Consider the following 18,966-nt stretch of genomic DNA (forward strand, 5'->3'; position numbering starts at 1 on the left):
TCTTTGCGTTGAATCTAGAATTGAATATTTGGATGGTTTTGTAAAGAGCAGGGTGAAATAAACTTAATAAAAATTTCTAAATATAATTTAGAGTTCATCTAGTGAATGGTTATTTTCATGTAATTTACGCTAGTGATAGATTGCCTTATCTTATCTTTGTTTCATATACACATGCTTTATAGGTGATGAAGCCCAGTATTCAAAGGGTTTGTGTTGGTGGTTTCTAATATTCATCGTAATTCTTTCGTTGGTTATACGACGTCGTCTCGTAAATATATATAATGCAAACCTATATTGGCTAATTCATAAGTTTTGATTTGATTATGTTGGTGGTAAATTGTTTGGGTGGCGCCTATATAGTGGGTCTATATGTTGTATTTTGATGGTTAATGCCTTTGTATTGAATTCGCTTTTCAATTGCTGATTATTTATTTGGGCTAGTAATAATCTGATTCATTAGCTGTGGGATATACGTGAGTAAAGAGCTTTTTATCTATATCCGAGCATCAGTCTATGAGGGAACGATAACGTGCATAGACATAGGTACTTAGACAGAGGTGTGGTTGTTTAGGTTTGTATTAGTCGCACCAAAGACAGCAGTTATTAAAGGGAGCCACTGGGTAGATAGACTAGTTATTCACAATCAGCAGTTTTTCAGAACTCGTATCAATAGCGGTGCCGTGCTATCAGTCAAGCGCTTAGCGTGAGCCAAGAAAAGCCGCGTTTTGTTAACGAAGCCATAAAGTATGAAACGGTTTAAGTGAACCGAAAAACTCCAGACGAATTACGACGGCAAAAGTCGCAAATTGCCGAACAGTGCATAATGTACAGTGGATGTGGTAATCAGCGGCTCATAGTAATGATTTAAGGCCAACAGGCTTGGGCTAACATAGCAAAAAAGTTTGAGAGCCTTGGAATCTCTAGATTTTCCATGGCGTTAGCGAGCGTTGGCTTGGTGGGATTTGGCTCTGGAGAACTTATATCTAAGTACGTATTATCTATCTTATGTTAAATTAGGTGTACGTGAGCTTGAATTCTTCTATGTAAAGCTACTCTACCTTCATCAGATGTACCGTATTTAACGATAATGTGGATTTACCATAAAATACCTAATAATCACATTACTTAATCACAGATTAGTAATGTGATTATTAGAAACAAAAAGCCCGTGCTTGTTTTCTAGCACGGGCTTTGAAGATTCTAGTCCACGCGTTAGTGACTAGAAGTTGTTGTCGTCGATATCGTGCTGACTTCCTCCCGATGATTGGTCGTCGTGACCGAAGCTTCCGGAGTCATCAGTAAAGTCGACACCTGTATCGGTATTGTCGCCGGATGTCCAATCGCCGCTGCCACCTGCATCTTGCAGACCAGACGTGTCTGTTGGAGCTTGGCTACTCGCTTGCATTGCGTATTGGTCATCAATTTCAATCGTTGTGGTTGCTGTTGCTCCTTCAACTGGTGTATCAAGTTCATCAACACCTTGGAACGATATTGATGCCTCACCTTCAAAGGTATCACCAAGGGCCATTGTCACAGGTTGTGATAAATCGCCCGATACTGTGTAAGTGCCGTCACCATTATCAAGTGCACCGCTAACTGATGCGCCTTCTGGAATACCAGAGAGCTCAACCTGTTCTACACCTTCAACTGAGGTTACTTCATCAGGGATCGACAAGTTCACATCTGTGCCTGGTGCTGCGGTAACATCTGCACCTTCAGTGTCAGTCTCATCGGCCGCTGTCGCTTCTACGGTTTCTTGCACTGTTTCAGTATCTGCTGCAGCGGTTTCTGGCTCTGAACTTGATACTGATGTTGCTTCTGGCGCAGTCTCAACGTTCATTGTTGTCTCCAACGTTTGCTCTTCGCCTCCAGATTGAACAGTCGCTTCCAATGGAATGTCACCACCAAACTCTGGATCTGGCCAGAATGTCCATTGGTCATCACCGGACGGCACTAATGCACCTTCATCACCTGCGTAGTTGAGTTCAGACAAACTTGCATCGTCTGCTACATCAAGGTTTTGAAGAACCTGTTCGCCGCTGATGCCGATAGAGCCATCGTCGGATTGAGCTAATGGTTCAACTGCTCCAGAGGTTTGTTCATCAACCGTGATATTGAAGTGACTTTCAACAGAGTTCTCGCCGTCGCTAGCTACGAAGCCAATTTGGGCACTACCCGTATAGCCTTCAGCCGGTGTGAATTGATAACCACCCTGCCCGTCAGACTCAATGAGACCTTCGCCTTCAAGCAGTGTGACTGATTCAATGCTCATTTCACCCGTTTCAGAGCTTAAAGTACCCAACATGTCGCTATCGGTAAAGTTAAGTGGTTCACTTTCCTCAACGGTCGCAGAAGCAATAGACTCGATTTGTGGGCCATCGGTGATTTGTCCTTCGTTTTCGTGAACACCAATAGTGCTTTGTTCATCATGAAGGATGCCATCACGCTCAACTACGTAGGCGAAGTCAACCTCACCTGTAAAGCCATCTGCAGGGCTAAAGGTCCATGTACCATCACCATTGTCAATCATAGTACCTTGGTTAGGATCAACCAGGTGAACCATTTGGATAGCATCGTCATCATTTGCGTCGATATTTTGCGCCATGCCAATCAAGTCGTCTTCAGTAAGAATAATTGGTTCGCCAAGTGTTGTATCAAAGTCGCCAGCAATCTCGCTACCTTCTGGCTCTGGTAACGGCTCGTCACCATAGTCAACTGTCGTTGCGCTGACGGTTACGAAGAAGTTTCCTGAGTAATCTTCTGGTGGTGTTAACTGCAGATCATCGATGTTCCAATTAGTAATACTGATCATTTGTCCAGGCTCAGTAATAATAACTGTATTATCACCATCACTGACTTCAAACCCGACAGGGAAACCAGTCATGACCAAGTTGCTGAGCATTTCTGAGTCATCAATTAGGTCAACGTTAAGTCCCAAGTGACCCGTTGAATCTTCGGAGAACACTAATGGTCCTTCGTGATCCGTGGTGATAACCGCACCGTCAGCGACAGGACGAACAAACACTGGTACGTCGAGTGCAGTTTCAAACTCACCATCGGAAGCGACAACTTGTAGCCCTGAAGTTCCCGCAAAATCACCCGTTGGTGTGAATGTCCAGGTACCATCACCATTGTCATTCAGGTCACCTGCGTCTTCTCCATCTGGCATGATAATGCGAGAAATTACTAAGTTTTCAGTATCGATATCGCCAAATAGGTCAAGCATATCGGATGAATCGAAGGTAAATGCCCCATCCTCGTTTGTGGTTAGGAAGGCATTGCCATCGTTAAATGGTGCATCATTCACCGGAATGACATCAACATTGAGCGAGCCTTCTGCTGTCGCTTCGCCATCTGAAATTTCGTAAGCTAATTCTACTAAGCCGTTAAAATCTTGCGATGTAACGAGGTGATACATGCCATCTGGCTGCTGTTGCAATTGCGCGTTCTGTGGCGACTTAACACTAATACTTTCGAGTGTCAGTTCATCACCATCTAAATCACTTGCCTGTGCCAAGATGTACTCAGGGTCGATGACCATAACTTGGTCTTCTTCTCCCTGCATTTCTATTGAAGGTGCCTGAGGTTCATCGTTAACAGCAGCGATGTCAATATTGCCCTGAACCGCTGTTAGCTCTGTACCATCATCAACGTTAAAGTTGAACGGTACATCGCCGTTGTAGTTTTCTGTAGGTGTGAAGGTCCAAGTACCATCGGTATTGTCAACCAGTGAACCAAATGACTCATCGATGGATAGGTCTTTGGCGGTTAAGTCATCGCCATCAATGTCTTGAGCATGCTTCAGCAAGTCTTCTTGAGAAATGATGATTGCATTATCTTCGACACCTTGAAGGTCAACTGGGTCCGATGTCGCAGGGTCGTTAACTGGATTTACAGTAAGATCTGCATTGGCAACGATCGTTTCGGTTCCGTCAGAGATATCAAAGTTCAGATCGATATCTCCGTTGAAGTTGGCATCTGGCGTGATGGTAAAGCTGCCATCACCATTGTCTGTTACAGTTGCATTGTCACCTGCTGAAAGATTCGATGCAGTAAGTTCGTCACCATCGACGTCTCCGGCTTGAGCTAGCAACTGCTCTTGAGTCAGAGTGATTGAACCGTCTTCATCGACACTGTAAGCGAGATCGCCCGATACAGGTGCGTCATTAATCGCGATAACTTCAATACCCGCGGTCGTACCTACAGTTGCCCCGTCTTCATCAGCGACAATGACGTCTAGTGACATATCACCATTAAAGTTCTCATTAGGAGCGAAACTGTAAGTGCCGTCACCATTGTCCGTGAAGATACCGTCTGTGCCTGAGTAAGACACATCGCTGACACTCACCTCGCCTTCGACATCACTTGAGTTGGCAAGTAGTTGGTCGTCCGAGATGGTGATGATGCCATCTTCGTTGACTGAGTATGTCGTTGAACCGGCTACTGGGATATCGTTGACAGACTCAACGGTCACGTCAATGTTGGCTTCCGTAGTAGTCGTACCGTCGCTCACTGAGAAGCTTAGGTCGACGTCACCATTGAAGTTTTCGTTTGGTGCGAAGGTATACGTACCGTCACCGTTGTCGGTGAACACACCTTCTGTACCAGAGTAGCTAACATCCGCAACAGACAGGTCATTACCATCGATATCGGAGGCGCCTGCTAGAAGCTGCTCATCCGTGAAGGTCAATGAACCGTCTTCTTGGATGGTGTAACCGACATCTTCCACGACTGCTGCGTCATTCACTGGGTTCACAGTAAGGTCGGCATTAGCCACGATGGTGTCAGTGCCATCTGAGATGTCGAAGCTTAGGTCAATGTCACCATTGAAGTCTGCATCTGGTGTGATGGTGAATGAGCCGTCTTCGTTGGCCGTCACCGTCGCGTTGTCACCTGCTGATAAGTTAGCCGCAGTTAAGTCATCACCGTCTACATCGGATGCTTGAGACAGAAGTTGGTCTTGAGTCAGAGTAATCGAACCATCTTCGTCAACTGAGTAAGCTAAATCACCTGAAACTGGTGCGTCATTGACTGCAATAACCTCGATACCTGCTGTGGTATCGGCAGTAGCGCCGCCTTCATCTACGACAGTCACATCAAGAGACACATCACCATTAAAGTTCTCATTAGGAGCGAAACTGTAAGTGCCGTCACCATTGTCCGTGAAGATACCGTCTGTGCCTGAGTAAGACACATCATCAACACTCACCTCGCCTTCGACATCACTTGAGTTGGCAAGTAGTTGGTCGTCCGAGATGGTGATGATGCCATCTTCGTTGACTGAGTATGTCGTTGAACCGGCTACTGGGATATCGTTGACAGACTCAACCGTTACATCAATGTTGGCGTCTGTGGTCGTTGTTCCATCGCTGACAGAGAAGCTTAGGTCGACGTCACCATTGAAGTTCTCGTTTGGCGCGAAGGTATACGTCCCGTCACCGTTGTCGGTGAAGACACCTTCTGTACCTGAGTAACTAACATCCGCAACAGACAAGTCATCGCCATCGATATCGGAGGCGCCTGCTAGAAGCTGTTCATCCGTGAAGGTCAACGAGCCGTCTTCTTGGATGGTGTAACCCACATCTTCCACGACTGCTGCGTCATTCACTGGATTCACAGTGAGGTCAGCATTCGCGACGATGGTGTCGGTGCCATCAGAGATGTCGAAGCTTAGGTCAATGTCACCATTGAAGTCCGCATCTGGGGTAATGGTGAATGAGCCGTCTTCGTTCGCTGTTACAGTAGCGTTATCGCCTGCTGATAAGTTAGCAGCTGTTAGGTCATCACCGTCTACATCGGACGCTTGAGACAATAGTTGGTCTTGAGTCAGGGTGATCGAACCGTCTTCATCCACTGAGTAAGCCAAGTCACCTGAAACTGGTGCATCGTTGACGGCAATGACGTCAATACCCGCTGTGGTATCAGCTGTTGCACCATCCTCATCTAAAACGGTTACATCAAGAGAGACGTTACCGTTAAAGTTTTCGTTTGGTGCGAAGCTGTAAGTACCATCACCATTATCGGTGAAGATACCGTCAGTACCTGAGTAAGAGACATCATCGACCGCTACTTCGCCTTCAATGTCTGAGCTGTTTGCAAGAAGCTGATCATCAGAGATGGTGATGATGCCATCTTCATTGACGGAGTATGTTGTAGAGCCAGCTACTGGAATGTCGTTGACTGATTCGACAGTGACATCGATATTCGCTTCAGTGGTCGTTGTACCGTCGCTCACTGAGAAGCTTAGGTCGACGTCACCATTGAAGTTTTCGTTTGGTGCGAAGGTATACGTACCGTCACCGTTGTCGGTGAACACACCTTCTGTACCTGAGTAGCTAACATCAGCAACAGACAGGTCATCGCCGTCAATGTCTGACGCGCCAGCGAGAAGCTGTTCGTCAGTAAAGGTCAATGAACCGTCTTCTTGGATGGTATAACCCACATCCTCTACGATTGCTGCATCATTCACTGGATTCACAGTGAGGTCAGCATTAGCTACGATGGTGTCGGTGCCATCTGAGATGTCGAAGCTTAGGTCAATGTCGCCATTGAAGTCYGCRTCTGGRGTRATGGTGAAAGAGCCGTCTTCGTTGGCGGTTACAGTMGCATTGTCACCCGCACTTAAGTTGGCGGCTGTTAGGTCATCACCTTCTACGTCTGATGCTTGTGATAGAAGTTGCTCTTGTGACAATGTCACACTTCCATCTTCATCAACACTGTATGCCAGGTCGCCGGATACCGGAGCATCGTTGATAGGAAGGACATCGACGTTAATGACGGTATCAACCGTCGCACCATCTTCATCTTGAATGGTAACGTTCAATTGAACTTCGCCATTGAAGTTTTCATTTGGCGCAAAGCTACAAGTACCATCGCCATTGACTGAGAAGATACCGTGTGGTCCATCGTAGCTGATGCCCACTAGCGATATATCGCCTTCTATATCAGAAGCATTGCCAAGGACTTGGGATTCACTGAATGTCAGTACGCTGTCTTCATCAATGGTGTATGACGTTGGTCCTGCAATTGGTGGGTCGTTGACCTCGACAACAGTTAAACCAGCGCTCGTCTCTGCTGTCGCTCCGTCTTCATCTGCTACAACGACATCAAAGCTAACTTCACCAGAGAAGTTCTCGTTTGGTGAGAAGGTATAAGTACCATCACCGTTGTCAGCAAAGACACCATCAGTACCTGAGTAAGAGACATCCTGAACGGAAACATCACCCTCAACATCTGAACTGTTAGCCAATAACTGCTCGTTAGTAATGGTAATCGAGTTGTCTTCTTGTACTGAATAAGTCGTAGAGCCTGCGACTGGGATATCATTGACAGACTCTACGGTCACGTCAATGTTAGCTTCTGTGGTAGTCGTGCCGTCGCTCACTGAGAAGCTTAAGTCCACTTCACCATTGAAGTTTTCATTTGGCGCGAAGGTATAGGTACCGTCACCATTGTCGGTGAACACACCCTCTGCACCTGAGTAACTCACATCGGCAACTGACAAGTCATCGCCATCGATATCGGAGGCTCCCGCTAGAAGTTGCTCATCAGTAAAGGTCAACGAACCATCTTCTTGGATGGTATAACCCACATCTTCCACGACTGCTGCGTCATTCACTGGGTTCACAGTAAGGTCGGCATTAGCCACGATGGTGTCGGTGCCATCTGAGATGTCGAAGCTTAGGTCAATGTCACCATTGAAGTCTGCATCAGGTGTGATGGTGAATGAACCATCTTCGTTGGCAGTGACTGTCGCGTTATCGCCAGCAGTAAGATTCGCTGCTTCAAGATTATCGCCTTCAACATCGCTAGCTTGAGCTAGCAGTTGCTCTTGAGACAGTGTAATAGAGCCGTCTTCATCGACGCTATAGGCCAAGTCACCAGATACTGGCGCATCGTTGACTGCAATAACGTCAATGCTTGCCGTGGTATCCGCTGTCGCCCCATCCTCATCTACAACAGTGACATCAAGACTGACATTGCCATTGAAGTTCTCATTTGGCGCGAAGCTGAACGTGCCATCACCGTTGTCGGTAAGTATGCCGTCTGTACCAGAGTAAGAGACATCTTCAACAGCCACCTCACCCTCTATATCGGAGCTATTAGCTAGCAGCTGGTCACTGGTAATGGTGATGATGTTGTCTTCGTCAACGCTATAAGTCGTCGCTCCCGCAACCGGCAAGTCGTTCACTGAGATGACATCGATACCTGCCGTTGTATCTGCTGTCGCACCGTCTTCATCGACAACAGTAACATTGAGGCTTACGTCACCGTTGAAGTTCTCATTTGGTGAGAAGGTATAGGTACCATCACCATTGTCAGTGAACACACCATCAGTACCGGTATAAGTGACACTATCGACTGCGACATCGCCTTCAACATCAGAGCTGTTGGCAAGCAACTGTTCGTCGCTGATGGTGATGCTTCCATCTTCATCTACGCTATAGCTTGTCGCACCGGCTACTGGAACATCGTTGATTGGAACGACTTGGACATCGATATTGGCGGAGACAGTATCGGTTCCATCACTTACGTCGTACGTGAGATCAACGTTGCCATTGAAGTTCTCATTTGGTGCGAAGGTGTAGGTACCATCGCCATTATCTGTGAATACACCATCAGCACCGTCATAGTTAACTGATTCAACGGTCAAATCATCCCCGTCAATATCTGTCGCGCCAGCCAGTAGCTGTTCGGCAGTAAAGGTTAAAGAACCGTCTTCATTGATGGTGTAATCGTGGTCGTATATGACAGACAGGTCATTTACAGCTGTTACGGTAACATCTAGTTCAGCTGGGGTGACACCGCCGTTACCGTCGTCAACGTTATAGCTGATCGAGAACTCACCATTAAAGTTTTCTTCCGGTGTAATGGTATAGGTACCATCGCCGTTGTCAGTGATGAGCGCATTTTCAATAGCGATATCACCGATGCTAGGTTCATTACCGTCAGTTTCTTCGCCAGAGCCTGTTTCTTCAGTATCACCGGCTACTACTTCTGAGATATCAATGCCATTGTCGGCAGCGGCGGCTTCTTCAGACGTTGGTAGCTCAAAGTTAGTGACTGAGCTTACGTCTTGGCTCGGTACTATCACGCCATCGACGATGTCAAACACATGCCAGTGATCGCCTTGTGGGTTGTCTGGCAGATCCGGTGTGAAGGACTGAATTAGTGTATCACCAACAAAGATTTGAACTTGAACATCTTCTACGCCGTCCACATCCCAACTACGGCCACTGTAGTTATGCACTGAGTAGTGCATGTTCATGTCTTCGTAGTTTGGAATGGTGATGGTTTCTGGGCCGTGACCATTCACATCATCGACATCTTGGGCGACGCGGTCACCTGAATCTTGGGTGTAGCTCATATCTCGATAGTAGATATGGTCAAGTTCTTGCCCTGAATCTTGGTCGTACAACCATAGGTGGTTATCAAGATCTCGAGGATCATCTCCCCAAGTCACCACCACTCGCATATCTGCATCATCAAGGACTTCAGATATTGCGGTTACACCGCCGTTGGTCTCTTCACCCGCTGGGACGACAAAGCTCGTCGTAATTGAGCCCTCTTGCTCAAAAGTGACTGTACCTTCATTAACAATAGAGCCACTGACGGAGTAGTTACCCGAGTCATCGGTTACTGTGGTGTAGCTATTACCTGCACCGTCAGTCAGCGTAACTTCAGCGCCGGATACCGGATTACTAGTTTCCGCGTCTAGCACGGTACCTGTCACCGTTGTATCATCGCCCTGCTCTCCGATGATGGCTGTCATGTCATCATCTTCGATATCAGTTGCGAACTGCAATAGCTCCTCTTGAGTGATGGTATAAGAACCATCTTCCTCAATCGTAATGGCTACATCAGCCGAAACAATTGGCGCGTCATTGACTGGGTCAACCGTTAAGCCAAGGTTGGCTGCAATTGGAGTGTCACCATCACTGATGCTGTAGGCCACATCGATGAAACCATTGAAGTTCTCATCTGGCGTGATGGAGAAAGTACCATCGCCATTGTCTACAATCGTTGCATTGTCCGCTACCAAGCTGTCTGCAGTGAGTGCATCCCCCTCGATATCAGCCGCATTGGCAAGCAATTGCTCTTGAGTAATCGTAATGGTGTTGTCTTCATCAACATTAGCGTAAACATCTGATGTTGTTGGAAGATCGTTGACTGGATTGACCGATAGATCGGCATTCGCAACAATGGTTTCTGTGCCATCCGAGATATCAAAGCTCAAGTCGATGTTGCCGTTAAAGTTGGCCTCTGGTGTTACCGTAAAGGTACCATCACCATTATCAACCACGGTCGCGTTGTCGCCAGCAGACAGGTTAGCGGCTGTGAGGTCATCTCCATCCACGTCTGAAGCCTGAGATAGCAATTGCTCTTGGGTTAACGTAATCGAACCATCTTCGTTGATGTTGTAAGCCAGATCGCCTGAGACTGGCGCATCGTTGACCGCAATCACGTCGATACCTGCTGTGGTATCGGTTGTTGCGCCATCTTCATCAACGACCACGACATCAAGCGAAACGTTGCCGTTGAAGTTTTCATTTGGTGCGAAGCTGTAGGTACCGTCACCATTGTCGGTGAAGATACCATCTGTGCCAGAATAAGACACATCACTAACACTGACGTCCCCTTCAACATCAGAACTATTGGCAAGCAACTGATCATCTGAAATGGTGATCACGCCATCTTCATTCACTGAGTACGAGGTAGCGCCTGCTACTGGAATATCATTAACAGATTCGACCGAGACATCAATGTTGGCCTCTGTTGTCGTTGTGCCATCACTAACAGAGAACTTAAGATCAACATCACCGTTGAAGTTTTCGTTGGGAGCAAAGGTATAGGTGCCGTCACCGTTATCGGTGAATACGCCATCAGTGCCTGTGTACGAAACATCCGCAACAGAGAGGTCATCACCATCAATGTCTGATGCACCTGCTAGAAGTTGCTCGTCAGTAAACGTCAGTGAACCATCTTCTTGGATGGTGTAGCCAACATCTTCCACAACCGCTGCGTCGTTCACAGGATTCACAGTGAGGTCTGCATTGGCCACTATGGTGTCGGTGCCGTCAGAGATATCGAAGTTTAGGTCAATGTCGCCATTGAAGTCTGCATCTGGTGTGATAGTGAATGAGCCATCTTCGTTGGCCGTAACTGTGGCGTTATCACCCGCTGACAAGTTCGCTGCAGTAAGGTCATCACCTTCGACATCACTTGCTTGAGACAGTAATTGCTCTTGAGTCAGCGTAATCGAACCATCTTCATCAACAGAGTAAGCTAAGTCACCTGAGACTGGTGCGTCATTAACCGCAATGACATCAATACCCGCAGTGGTATCGGCGGTTGCACCATCTTCATCAACAACGGTTACATCAAGCGATACATTGCCGTTGAAGTTTTCATTTGGTGCAAAGCTGTAAGTGCCGTCGCCGTTGTCCGTGAAGATACCGTCAGTGCCTGAGTACGACACATCATCTATGGCCACTTCGCCCTCAATGTCAGAGCTGTTGGCGAGAAGCTGTTCGTCTGAGATGGTAATAATGCCATCTTCATCGACTGAGTAAGTCGTTGAACCTGCAACTGGAATGTCATTGACAGATTCTACGGTTACATCAATGTTAGCTTCAGTGGTGGTTGTGCCATCACTGACAGAGAAGCTTAAATCAACTTCACCATTGAAGTTCTCGTTTGGTGCGAAGGTATAGGTACCATCACCGTTGTCCGTGAATACACCTTCTGTGCCCGAGTAGCTTACATCAGCGACAGACAAATCGTCGCCATCAATGTCAGATGCACCCGCTAGAAGTTGCTCATCAGTAAACGTTAGTGAGCCATCTTCTTGGATGGTGTAGCCAACATTTTCCACAACCGCTGCGTCATTTACTGGGTTCACTGTGAGGTCAGCGTTCGCAACAATGGTGTCGGTACCATCGGAGATATCGAAGCTTAGATCAATGTCGCCATTAAAATCCGCATCTGGAGTTATTGTGAATGAGCCATCTTCGTTAGCGGTAACAGTAGCGTTATCGCCTGCTGAAAGATTAGCAGCGGTTAAATCATCACCGTCTACGTCGGAAGCTTGAGACAGCAGCTGCTCTTGGGTCAGTGTGATAGAACCATCTTCGTCGACGCTGTACGCCAAGTCACCAGAAACTGGTGCATCATTAACTGCAATGACTTCTACGCCTGCGGTTGTCTCTGCTGTCGCACCTTGTTCATCTACAATGATGACGTCAATCGAGACCTCACCATTGAAGTTTTCATTTGGCGCGAAGCTGTATGTGCCATCACCATTGTCAGTAAAGATACCATCGGTTCCTGAGTACGAAACATCAGAGACAGCGACGTCACCTTCGACATCCGAGCTGTTGGCGAGCAATTGCTCGTTAGTGAACGTAAGAATGTTATCTTCATCAACACTATAAGTCGTTGAACCAGCGACTGGTAAATCATTGACTTCAGTTACTGTGATATCAATGTTGGCCGGGGTGATTTCTGTGCCATCAGAGACTTCAAACAAGAGATCTACTTCACCATTAAAGTTCTCGTTTGGAGCAAAGGTATAAGTACCATCACCGTTATCTGTAAAGACGCCTTCTGAGCCATTGTATGTAACGGATTCAACGCTGAGGTCATCACCATCTACGTCGGTAGCATTGGCTAGCAACTGCTCATCAGTAAAGGTGAGCGAGCCATCTTCTTCCATGGTGTAAGCCACATCTTCTACAATCGCTGCAGCATCGTTGACTGGATTCACAGTCAAATTGATGTTAGCGACTGTTGAGTCTGTGCCATCACTAACCGAGAATGTAAGGTCGATATCGCCATAGAAGTCCGCATCCGGTGTGATAGTAAATGAACCATCTTCATTGGCGACAACACTAGCATTGTCTGCGGCGGCAACATCAAGAGCAGTGAGGTCATCACCTTCAACATCACTAGCTTGAGATAAGAGCTGCTCTTGAGTTAATGTAATCGAGCCATCTTCATTAATGCTGTATGCTAAGTCACCAGAGACTGGCGCATCATTGACAGCGATGACTTCGATGCCAGCTGTTGTTTCGGCCGTTGCACCATCGTCATCTACTACGGTTACATCAAGAGATACATTACCGTTAAAGTTTTCATTTGGCGCAAAGCTGTAGGTACCATCACCGTTATCAGTGAAGATACCGTCTGTGCCTGAATAAGAGACATCGTCAACCGCGACCTCACCTTCAACATCTGAGCTGTTCGCAAGAAGTTGATCATCGGAGATTGTGATGATGCCATCTTCATCAACTGAGTACGTCGTTGAACCTGCAACTGGAATATCGTTGACAGACTCTACGGTAACATCGACGTTCGCTTCAGTCGTGGTGGTTCCATCGCTTACTGAGAAGCTCAAATCGACTTCACCATTGAAGTTCTCATTTGGCGCGAAGGTATAAGTGCCGTCACCATTATCGGTAAACACGCCTTCCGTACCGGAGTAACTCACATCGGCGACAGACAAGTCATCGCCATCAATGTCTGATGCGCCGGCTAATAGCTGCTCATCAGTAAAGGTTAATGAACCATCTTCTTGAATGGTATAACCGACATCTTCAACCACTGCAGCATCGTTAACAGGGTTAACGGTTAAGTCTAGATTTGTCGATATGATTTGGTCGCCATCGCTGACATCGAAGCTGAGGTTTACATCACCGTTGAAGTCTGCGTCTGGTGTGATGGTAAAGGTACCATCGCCATTATCCACAACAGTGACGTTTTCATCTTCCGTGCTCAAGTTAAGCGCAGTTAGAGCATCGCCATCTAGATCGGTGGCATTAGCCAGTAGCTGCTCTTGAGTAATGGTGATTGAGCCATCTTCGTCGACTTGTGCAGAGACTGAGTCTGATTCTGGCGCGTGGTCAACTTCAAAGTTCACGACTTGAATCGTACTTGCTTCATCGTCGTTAGAAAGCTCTGTAGCGGTCGCTTTGATTTCTAACGCAGTGGAGCCGGTATAGTCCTCTGGGAAGGTGATTTCGATGTTTTGATCGATGACCAGAGTTGGAAGCACGGCTGTGCCATCTTCACCAATAACGATCTCACCTTGCAAGATTTGGCTGTTGGTTTCACCGACGTCTACGGTAAAGGTGAAGTCATCATAGTCGCGATCACCACCTCCATAGAGATCTTCGATACCATAAACAATCTCGCCATCATCATTTAACGTTGTTCTGGTATGTTCAACGCCATCTTGGTTTAGGTTGGTATTCGTACCGCCGTGGAACACCGAGTCTCCAAATTGACTTTGGATGACAGTTTCGTTGCCATCTGGATCAATATGAACCAGTTGCGGGTCAACAGAATCAATGGTAGCTGGATTGCCGTCTGCATCACGGAACATAAAGGTCCCATCTTGCATCGAGTCGAAGTCATTGCGATTGAAGCCATTTGGAATGACAAACAGGTTGAAGCTTTCGCCTTCTTCTACTTCAAACGTGATTGACGATTGACCAGGAATCAAGTCGCCACCGGAACCAACTTGGGATGCGTTCTCAAACCCAATGTTTACGTCGGTAATATTGCCATCTTCATCGACAGTGTAGTAACCGGCGGTATTCTTGAAACCAGCACCTTCACCTTCGAAAGTAACAGTGATATCTGTTGTTTCATAACTGGTAATACCGCCCGCTTGCTCGTCGAGTACACCTTCGTTGTCATAGCGAATCACAGTACCTTCTGGTAAGCCGCCCACTTCTAGCGTTAGTGTCTCTGACAAGTCTTGGTCTACAAGCGCTGCACCGATGTTTAGTTCGGTGGTGCTACCAGGCTCTACAATAATGGCTTCATCTGTGACGGCGTCACCATCACCAGTGGTCACCTCCAAGTCTGGTGCATCGGCAACCGCTTCGACATTCACACCGATAGTTTGGGCAACTTCAGCTTCACCATCTGAAACGGTAAAGCCAATATCTAGATTGCCGCTAAAGTGCTCTTCCGGAGTAAAGGTGTATGTGCCATCTCCATTATCGACGAGAGATCCTTCATCACCGCTGTAACTCACATCGGTAATACTTAGCTCATCACCTTCGACGTCCGTCGCTTGGGCAAGAAGCTGCTCTTCAGTGAAGACAAATGTATTGTCTTCCTGTATTTCAACGTTAAGTGGAGCAACGTCTGGTGCGTCATTAATCGGATTAACTGTTAATGTTAGCTCGCTGGTTGTATCTAGCTCACCGTCTGAAACGTTGTAACTAAACACGATATCGCCATTGAAATCTTGTGATGGCGTAACACTAAACGTACCATCACCGTTATTGACGATCGTTGCGTTCGGGTCATTGGTCTCAAGGTTTTCTGCAACTAAGAAATCACCGTCTCTGTCAGTCGCATTCTCAAGCAGCATATCTTGTGTCACCAAGATAACGCCATCTTCATCCATTTCCGCGACGACTGGCTCAGCTTCAGGCGCATCATTAACAAACTGAACTTTCAACGCGATGTCTGCGGTAACCGTATCGGTACCGTCACTAACATCAAACGTAAGACCTGCACTGCCACTATACTCCGGTGCTGGCGTTAAGGTATAAGTACCATCTCCATTATCAGTAACCGATACATTTGGATCATCAGAGTTAACGTTGACGACAGTGAGATCATCACCTTCAACATCGGTTGCTTGGGCAAGCAACTCCTCTGTTGTCACAATGATCGATTCGTCTTCCAAGACATTGAATGACAAATCGGGTACATCAGGTGCATCGTTCACTGGCGTAACGGTTAGGTCTAACTCGGTGCCTACTGTAGCGATTCCGTCTGTCACATCATAGGTGAAGTCGATATCGCCATAGAAGTCTTCACTTGGGGTGATAGTAAAACTACCATCCTCATTTTGAACAATGGTAGCGTTCTCATCGTTCGTGCTTAGGTTGACTGCGGTGAGATCGTCGCCATCAAGGTCACTCGCGTTAGCAAGCAACTCTTCTTGAGTGATAGTGATGGTGCCATCTTCTTCTACCGTAGCAGATAGTGGGCCTGTTACTTCTGGACCAACGTTGGAGTCAACAACATCAATGTTTAGTGAACTTGGCGCCGTGGCTTGTCCATCACTGATATCAAACGATAACGAAACATTGCCTGTAAAGCCTTCAGATGGTGTGAAGCTGAAGGTATTGTCGCCATTATCAACCAGTGTGCCGTCCAATTGATTGGTTAGGACAAGGTTTTCAACATGTAAGATGTCTCCATCAACATCACTCGCACCGCTTAACAAGCTCGATGTACTAATTGTGATGGTGCCATCATTCAGCATATCCAAATTCATCGGAGCGCCAGGAACAGGAACGTCGTTCACTGGAATCACAGCCAAATCAATTTGGTTCATAGTGACGTCTTCGCCATCACTGACACCAAAGCTGAGATCCACATCACCATTGAAGTTTTCGTTTGGAACGAATGTGTATGTACCATCTCCGTTATCAGTTAACGCACCACTATCCCCGTTGTAGCTGACGTTGTAGATGCTTAACTCGTCACCCTCGACATCGGAAGCATTCGCAAGCAGATCTTCATCGGTAAATGTGATGGAGTTGTCTTCTTCGGTACTCAGGATAACTGGACCAGATACCACTGGCGCATCATTTACTTCTGCGAAGTTGATGTGAATAGTATTATCGTCGACCAACTCGCCGTCGGTGACTTGATACGTTAGGTCAATATCACCCGAGAAGTTTTCATTTGGTGTAACTGTCCAAGTACCATCACCATTGTCGGTTAAGGTTGCATTCTCATCTTCGAGAGCTAAGTTGATGATATCAAGTTCGTCACTGTCGATATCGCTGGCTTGTGCCAATAACTGCTCTTCGGTAATGACAATAGAAGCAAAGCCATCTGCTCCCTCTTCTGTTGTGGTTACGGCTGGTAAGTCAGCAGTTAGATCTATATCTTGATCGCCTTCACGAACATTCAGACTAATGGTTTCGGTAACTTCTGTACCGTCGATACCGATAGACGTAAATACGACATCGTCAGGTAGTGTCTGAGAAACAGACATGTTTTGAACGACGTAAGTACCGTTACCTTGGATAGTACCGAGTTCGAAACGAGCCACGGGTTCATCTGTCGTTAGCGTATATTCATGCTCATAGCTGTTACGATCATCTTTGTGGTAAGTTTCAGAATCTATGAGATTTCCATCCGCATCAAACGCTCGGATCTCGACCTCTGTGAAGTGTCTAGACTCTTCCATAAACCAGCCGCCTAGACCATCTAGATTGAAGCTGATTTCGTTAATGTCCTGACCTTCTACCGTGACGACAAGTTGTTCATCACCACTTAGGCCTTGTCTGTCAGTATCCCCAATACCATGACCGATATGGGTGTTACCGTTCCAAGCGCCAAGCGGACCATCGGTACTTTGTGTTGTAACGGTTAAGTCACCATCGGTAAATTGGCGAGTATGAGAATCAACTTCATCACCCCAGTCGCTGACTTTGGCGTTGTCATCGAAGGTACCAAGTTGCGTTGTTGATGTAGAGTCCGCTACCGCTGTTTCATCCGGTACAAAACGAATCTCTGTGTCTGGAGAAACTTCTTGGCCAACTTCCAGAGTGACCCACTCATCTTCAATGTTTGCTTGAACAATACCGAATTCAGGTTGTTGGTCGAGGCGAATTGCTGGCTCTTCGCGCATACTCACGCCAACGGTTTGATCTTCTTCCGCTTGAATGTAAATTTCATCCCCTGCATCAGGTGCGTCATTAACTGGATTGACAGTAAGATCTAAGGACGTTACAACATTCTCGTCACCATCAGAAACGGTGTAAGTGAAGTCCAACTCGCCATTGAAGTTTTCTTCTGGAGTGATAGTGAACGAACCATCCTCATTCTGAACGATTTCTGCTTCAGTACCAAACAATTGCAGATCACTGGCAACTAGGTCATCGCCGTCGATATCTGAAGCATTTGCCAACAATTGTTCTTGAGTAATGGTGATACTGTTATCTTCATCTACCTGAGCGACAATACCCGATACTTCCGGAGCATCGTTAACTGGGTTAACGGTTAAACCACCCGTTGCAACAATCGTCTCTGTGCCATCTGAGATATCGAAGTTGAGGTCAATTTCTCCATTGAAGTTAGCATCTGGCGTGATGGTAAAGGTACCATCGCCGTTATCGATTACCGTAGCATCTCCACCCACACTTAGATTGGAAGCCGTTAAAGCGTCCCCATCTACATCTGACGCTTGAGCAAGAAGTTGTTCTTGGTTTAGCGTAATTGAGCCGTCTTCGTCAACCGAGTACGCGACGGTACCAGAGACAGGTGCATCGTTCACTGCAATAACGTCAATGCCTGCAGTGGTTTCAGCAGTTGCACCGTCTTCGTCTACGACGGTGACATCAAGAGAGACATTACCGTTAAAGTTTTCATTTGGTGCGAAGCTGTAAGTGCCATCACCGTTGTCAGTAAAGATACCGTCTGTGCCTGAATAAGACACGTCATCAACGGCGACTTCACCTTCTACATCTGAACTGTTAGCAAGTAGCTGTTCATCAGAGATGGTGATGATGCCATCTTCAYCGACCGAGTAAGTCGTTGAACCAGCCACTGGAATGTCGTTGACAGACTCTACAGTCACATCAATGTTAGCTTCTGTCGTAGTCGTACCGTCGCTGACTGAGAAGCTTAAGTCGACATCACCATTGAAGTTCTCGTTTGGTGCGAAGGTATAGGTGCCGTCACCGTTGTCGGTGAACACACCTTCCGTGCCTGAGTARCTAACATCAGCAACAGACAGGTCATCACCATCAATATCTGACGCACCCGCTAGAAGCTGTTCATCCGTGAAGGTCAACGAACCGTCTTCTTGGATGGTGTAGCCTACATCTTCCACGACTGCTGCGTCATTCACTGGATTCACAGTGAGGTCAGCATTGGCGACGATGGTGTCGGTGCCATCTGAGATGTCGAAGCTTAGGTCAATGT

Annotated in this window: 1 protein-coding gene and 1 pseudogene; one reads left to right on the plus strand and one right to left on the minus strand. The window is 46.9% G+C overall.

Translation table 11 applies throughout. The annotated features are described in order from the left end of the window. Positions 1-880 precede the first annotated feature (880 nt). Positions 881-1,012, plus strand: a pseudogene (locus tag L4C42_RS03100) (hypothetical protein); the annotation flags it as partial. 207 nt (positions 1,013-1,219) lie between these two features. On the opposite strand, the gene L4C42_RS03105 reads toward L4C42_RS03100, so the two are convergent. Continuing rightward, positions 1,220-18,966 (minus strand): tandem-95 repeat protein (locus L4C42_RS03105; protein ID WP_429759280.1); only part of this gene is annotated, 17,747 nt, incomplete at its 5' end.

It is taken from the genome of Vibrio wakamikoensis, from assembly GCF_050337275.1.
GTDB lineage: Bacteria > Pseudomonadota > Gammaproteobacteria > Enterobacterales > Vibrionaceae > Vibrio > Vibrio chaetopteri.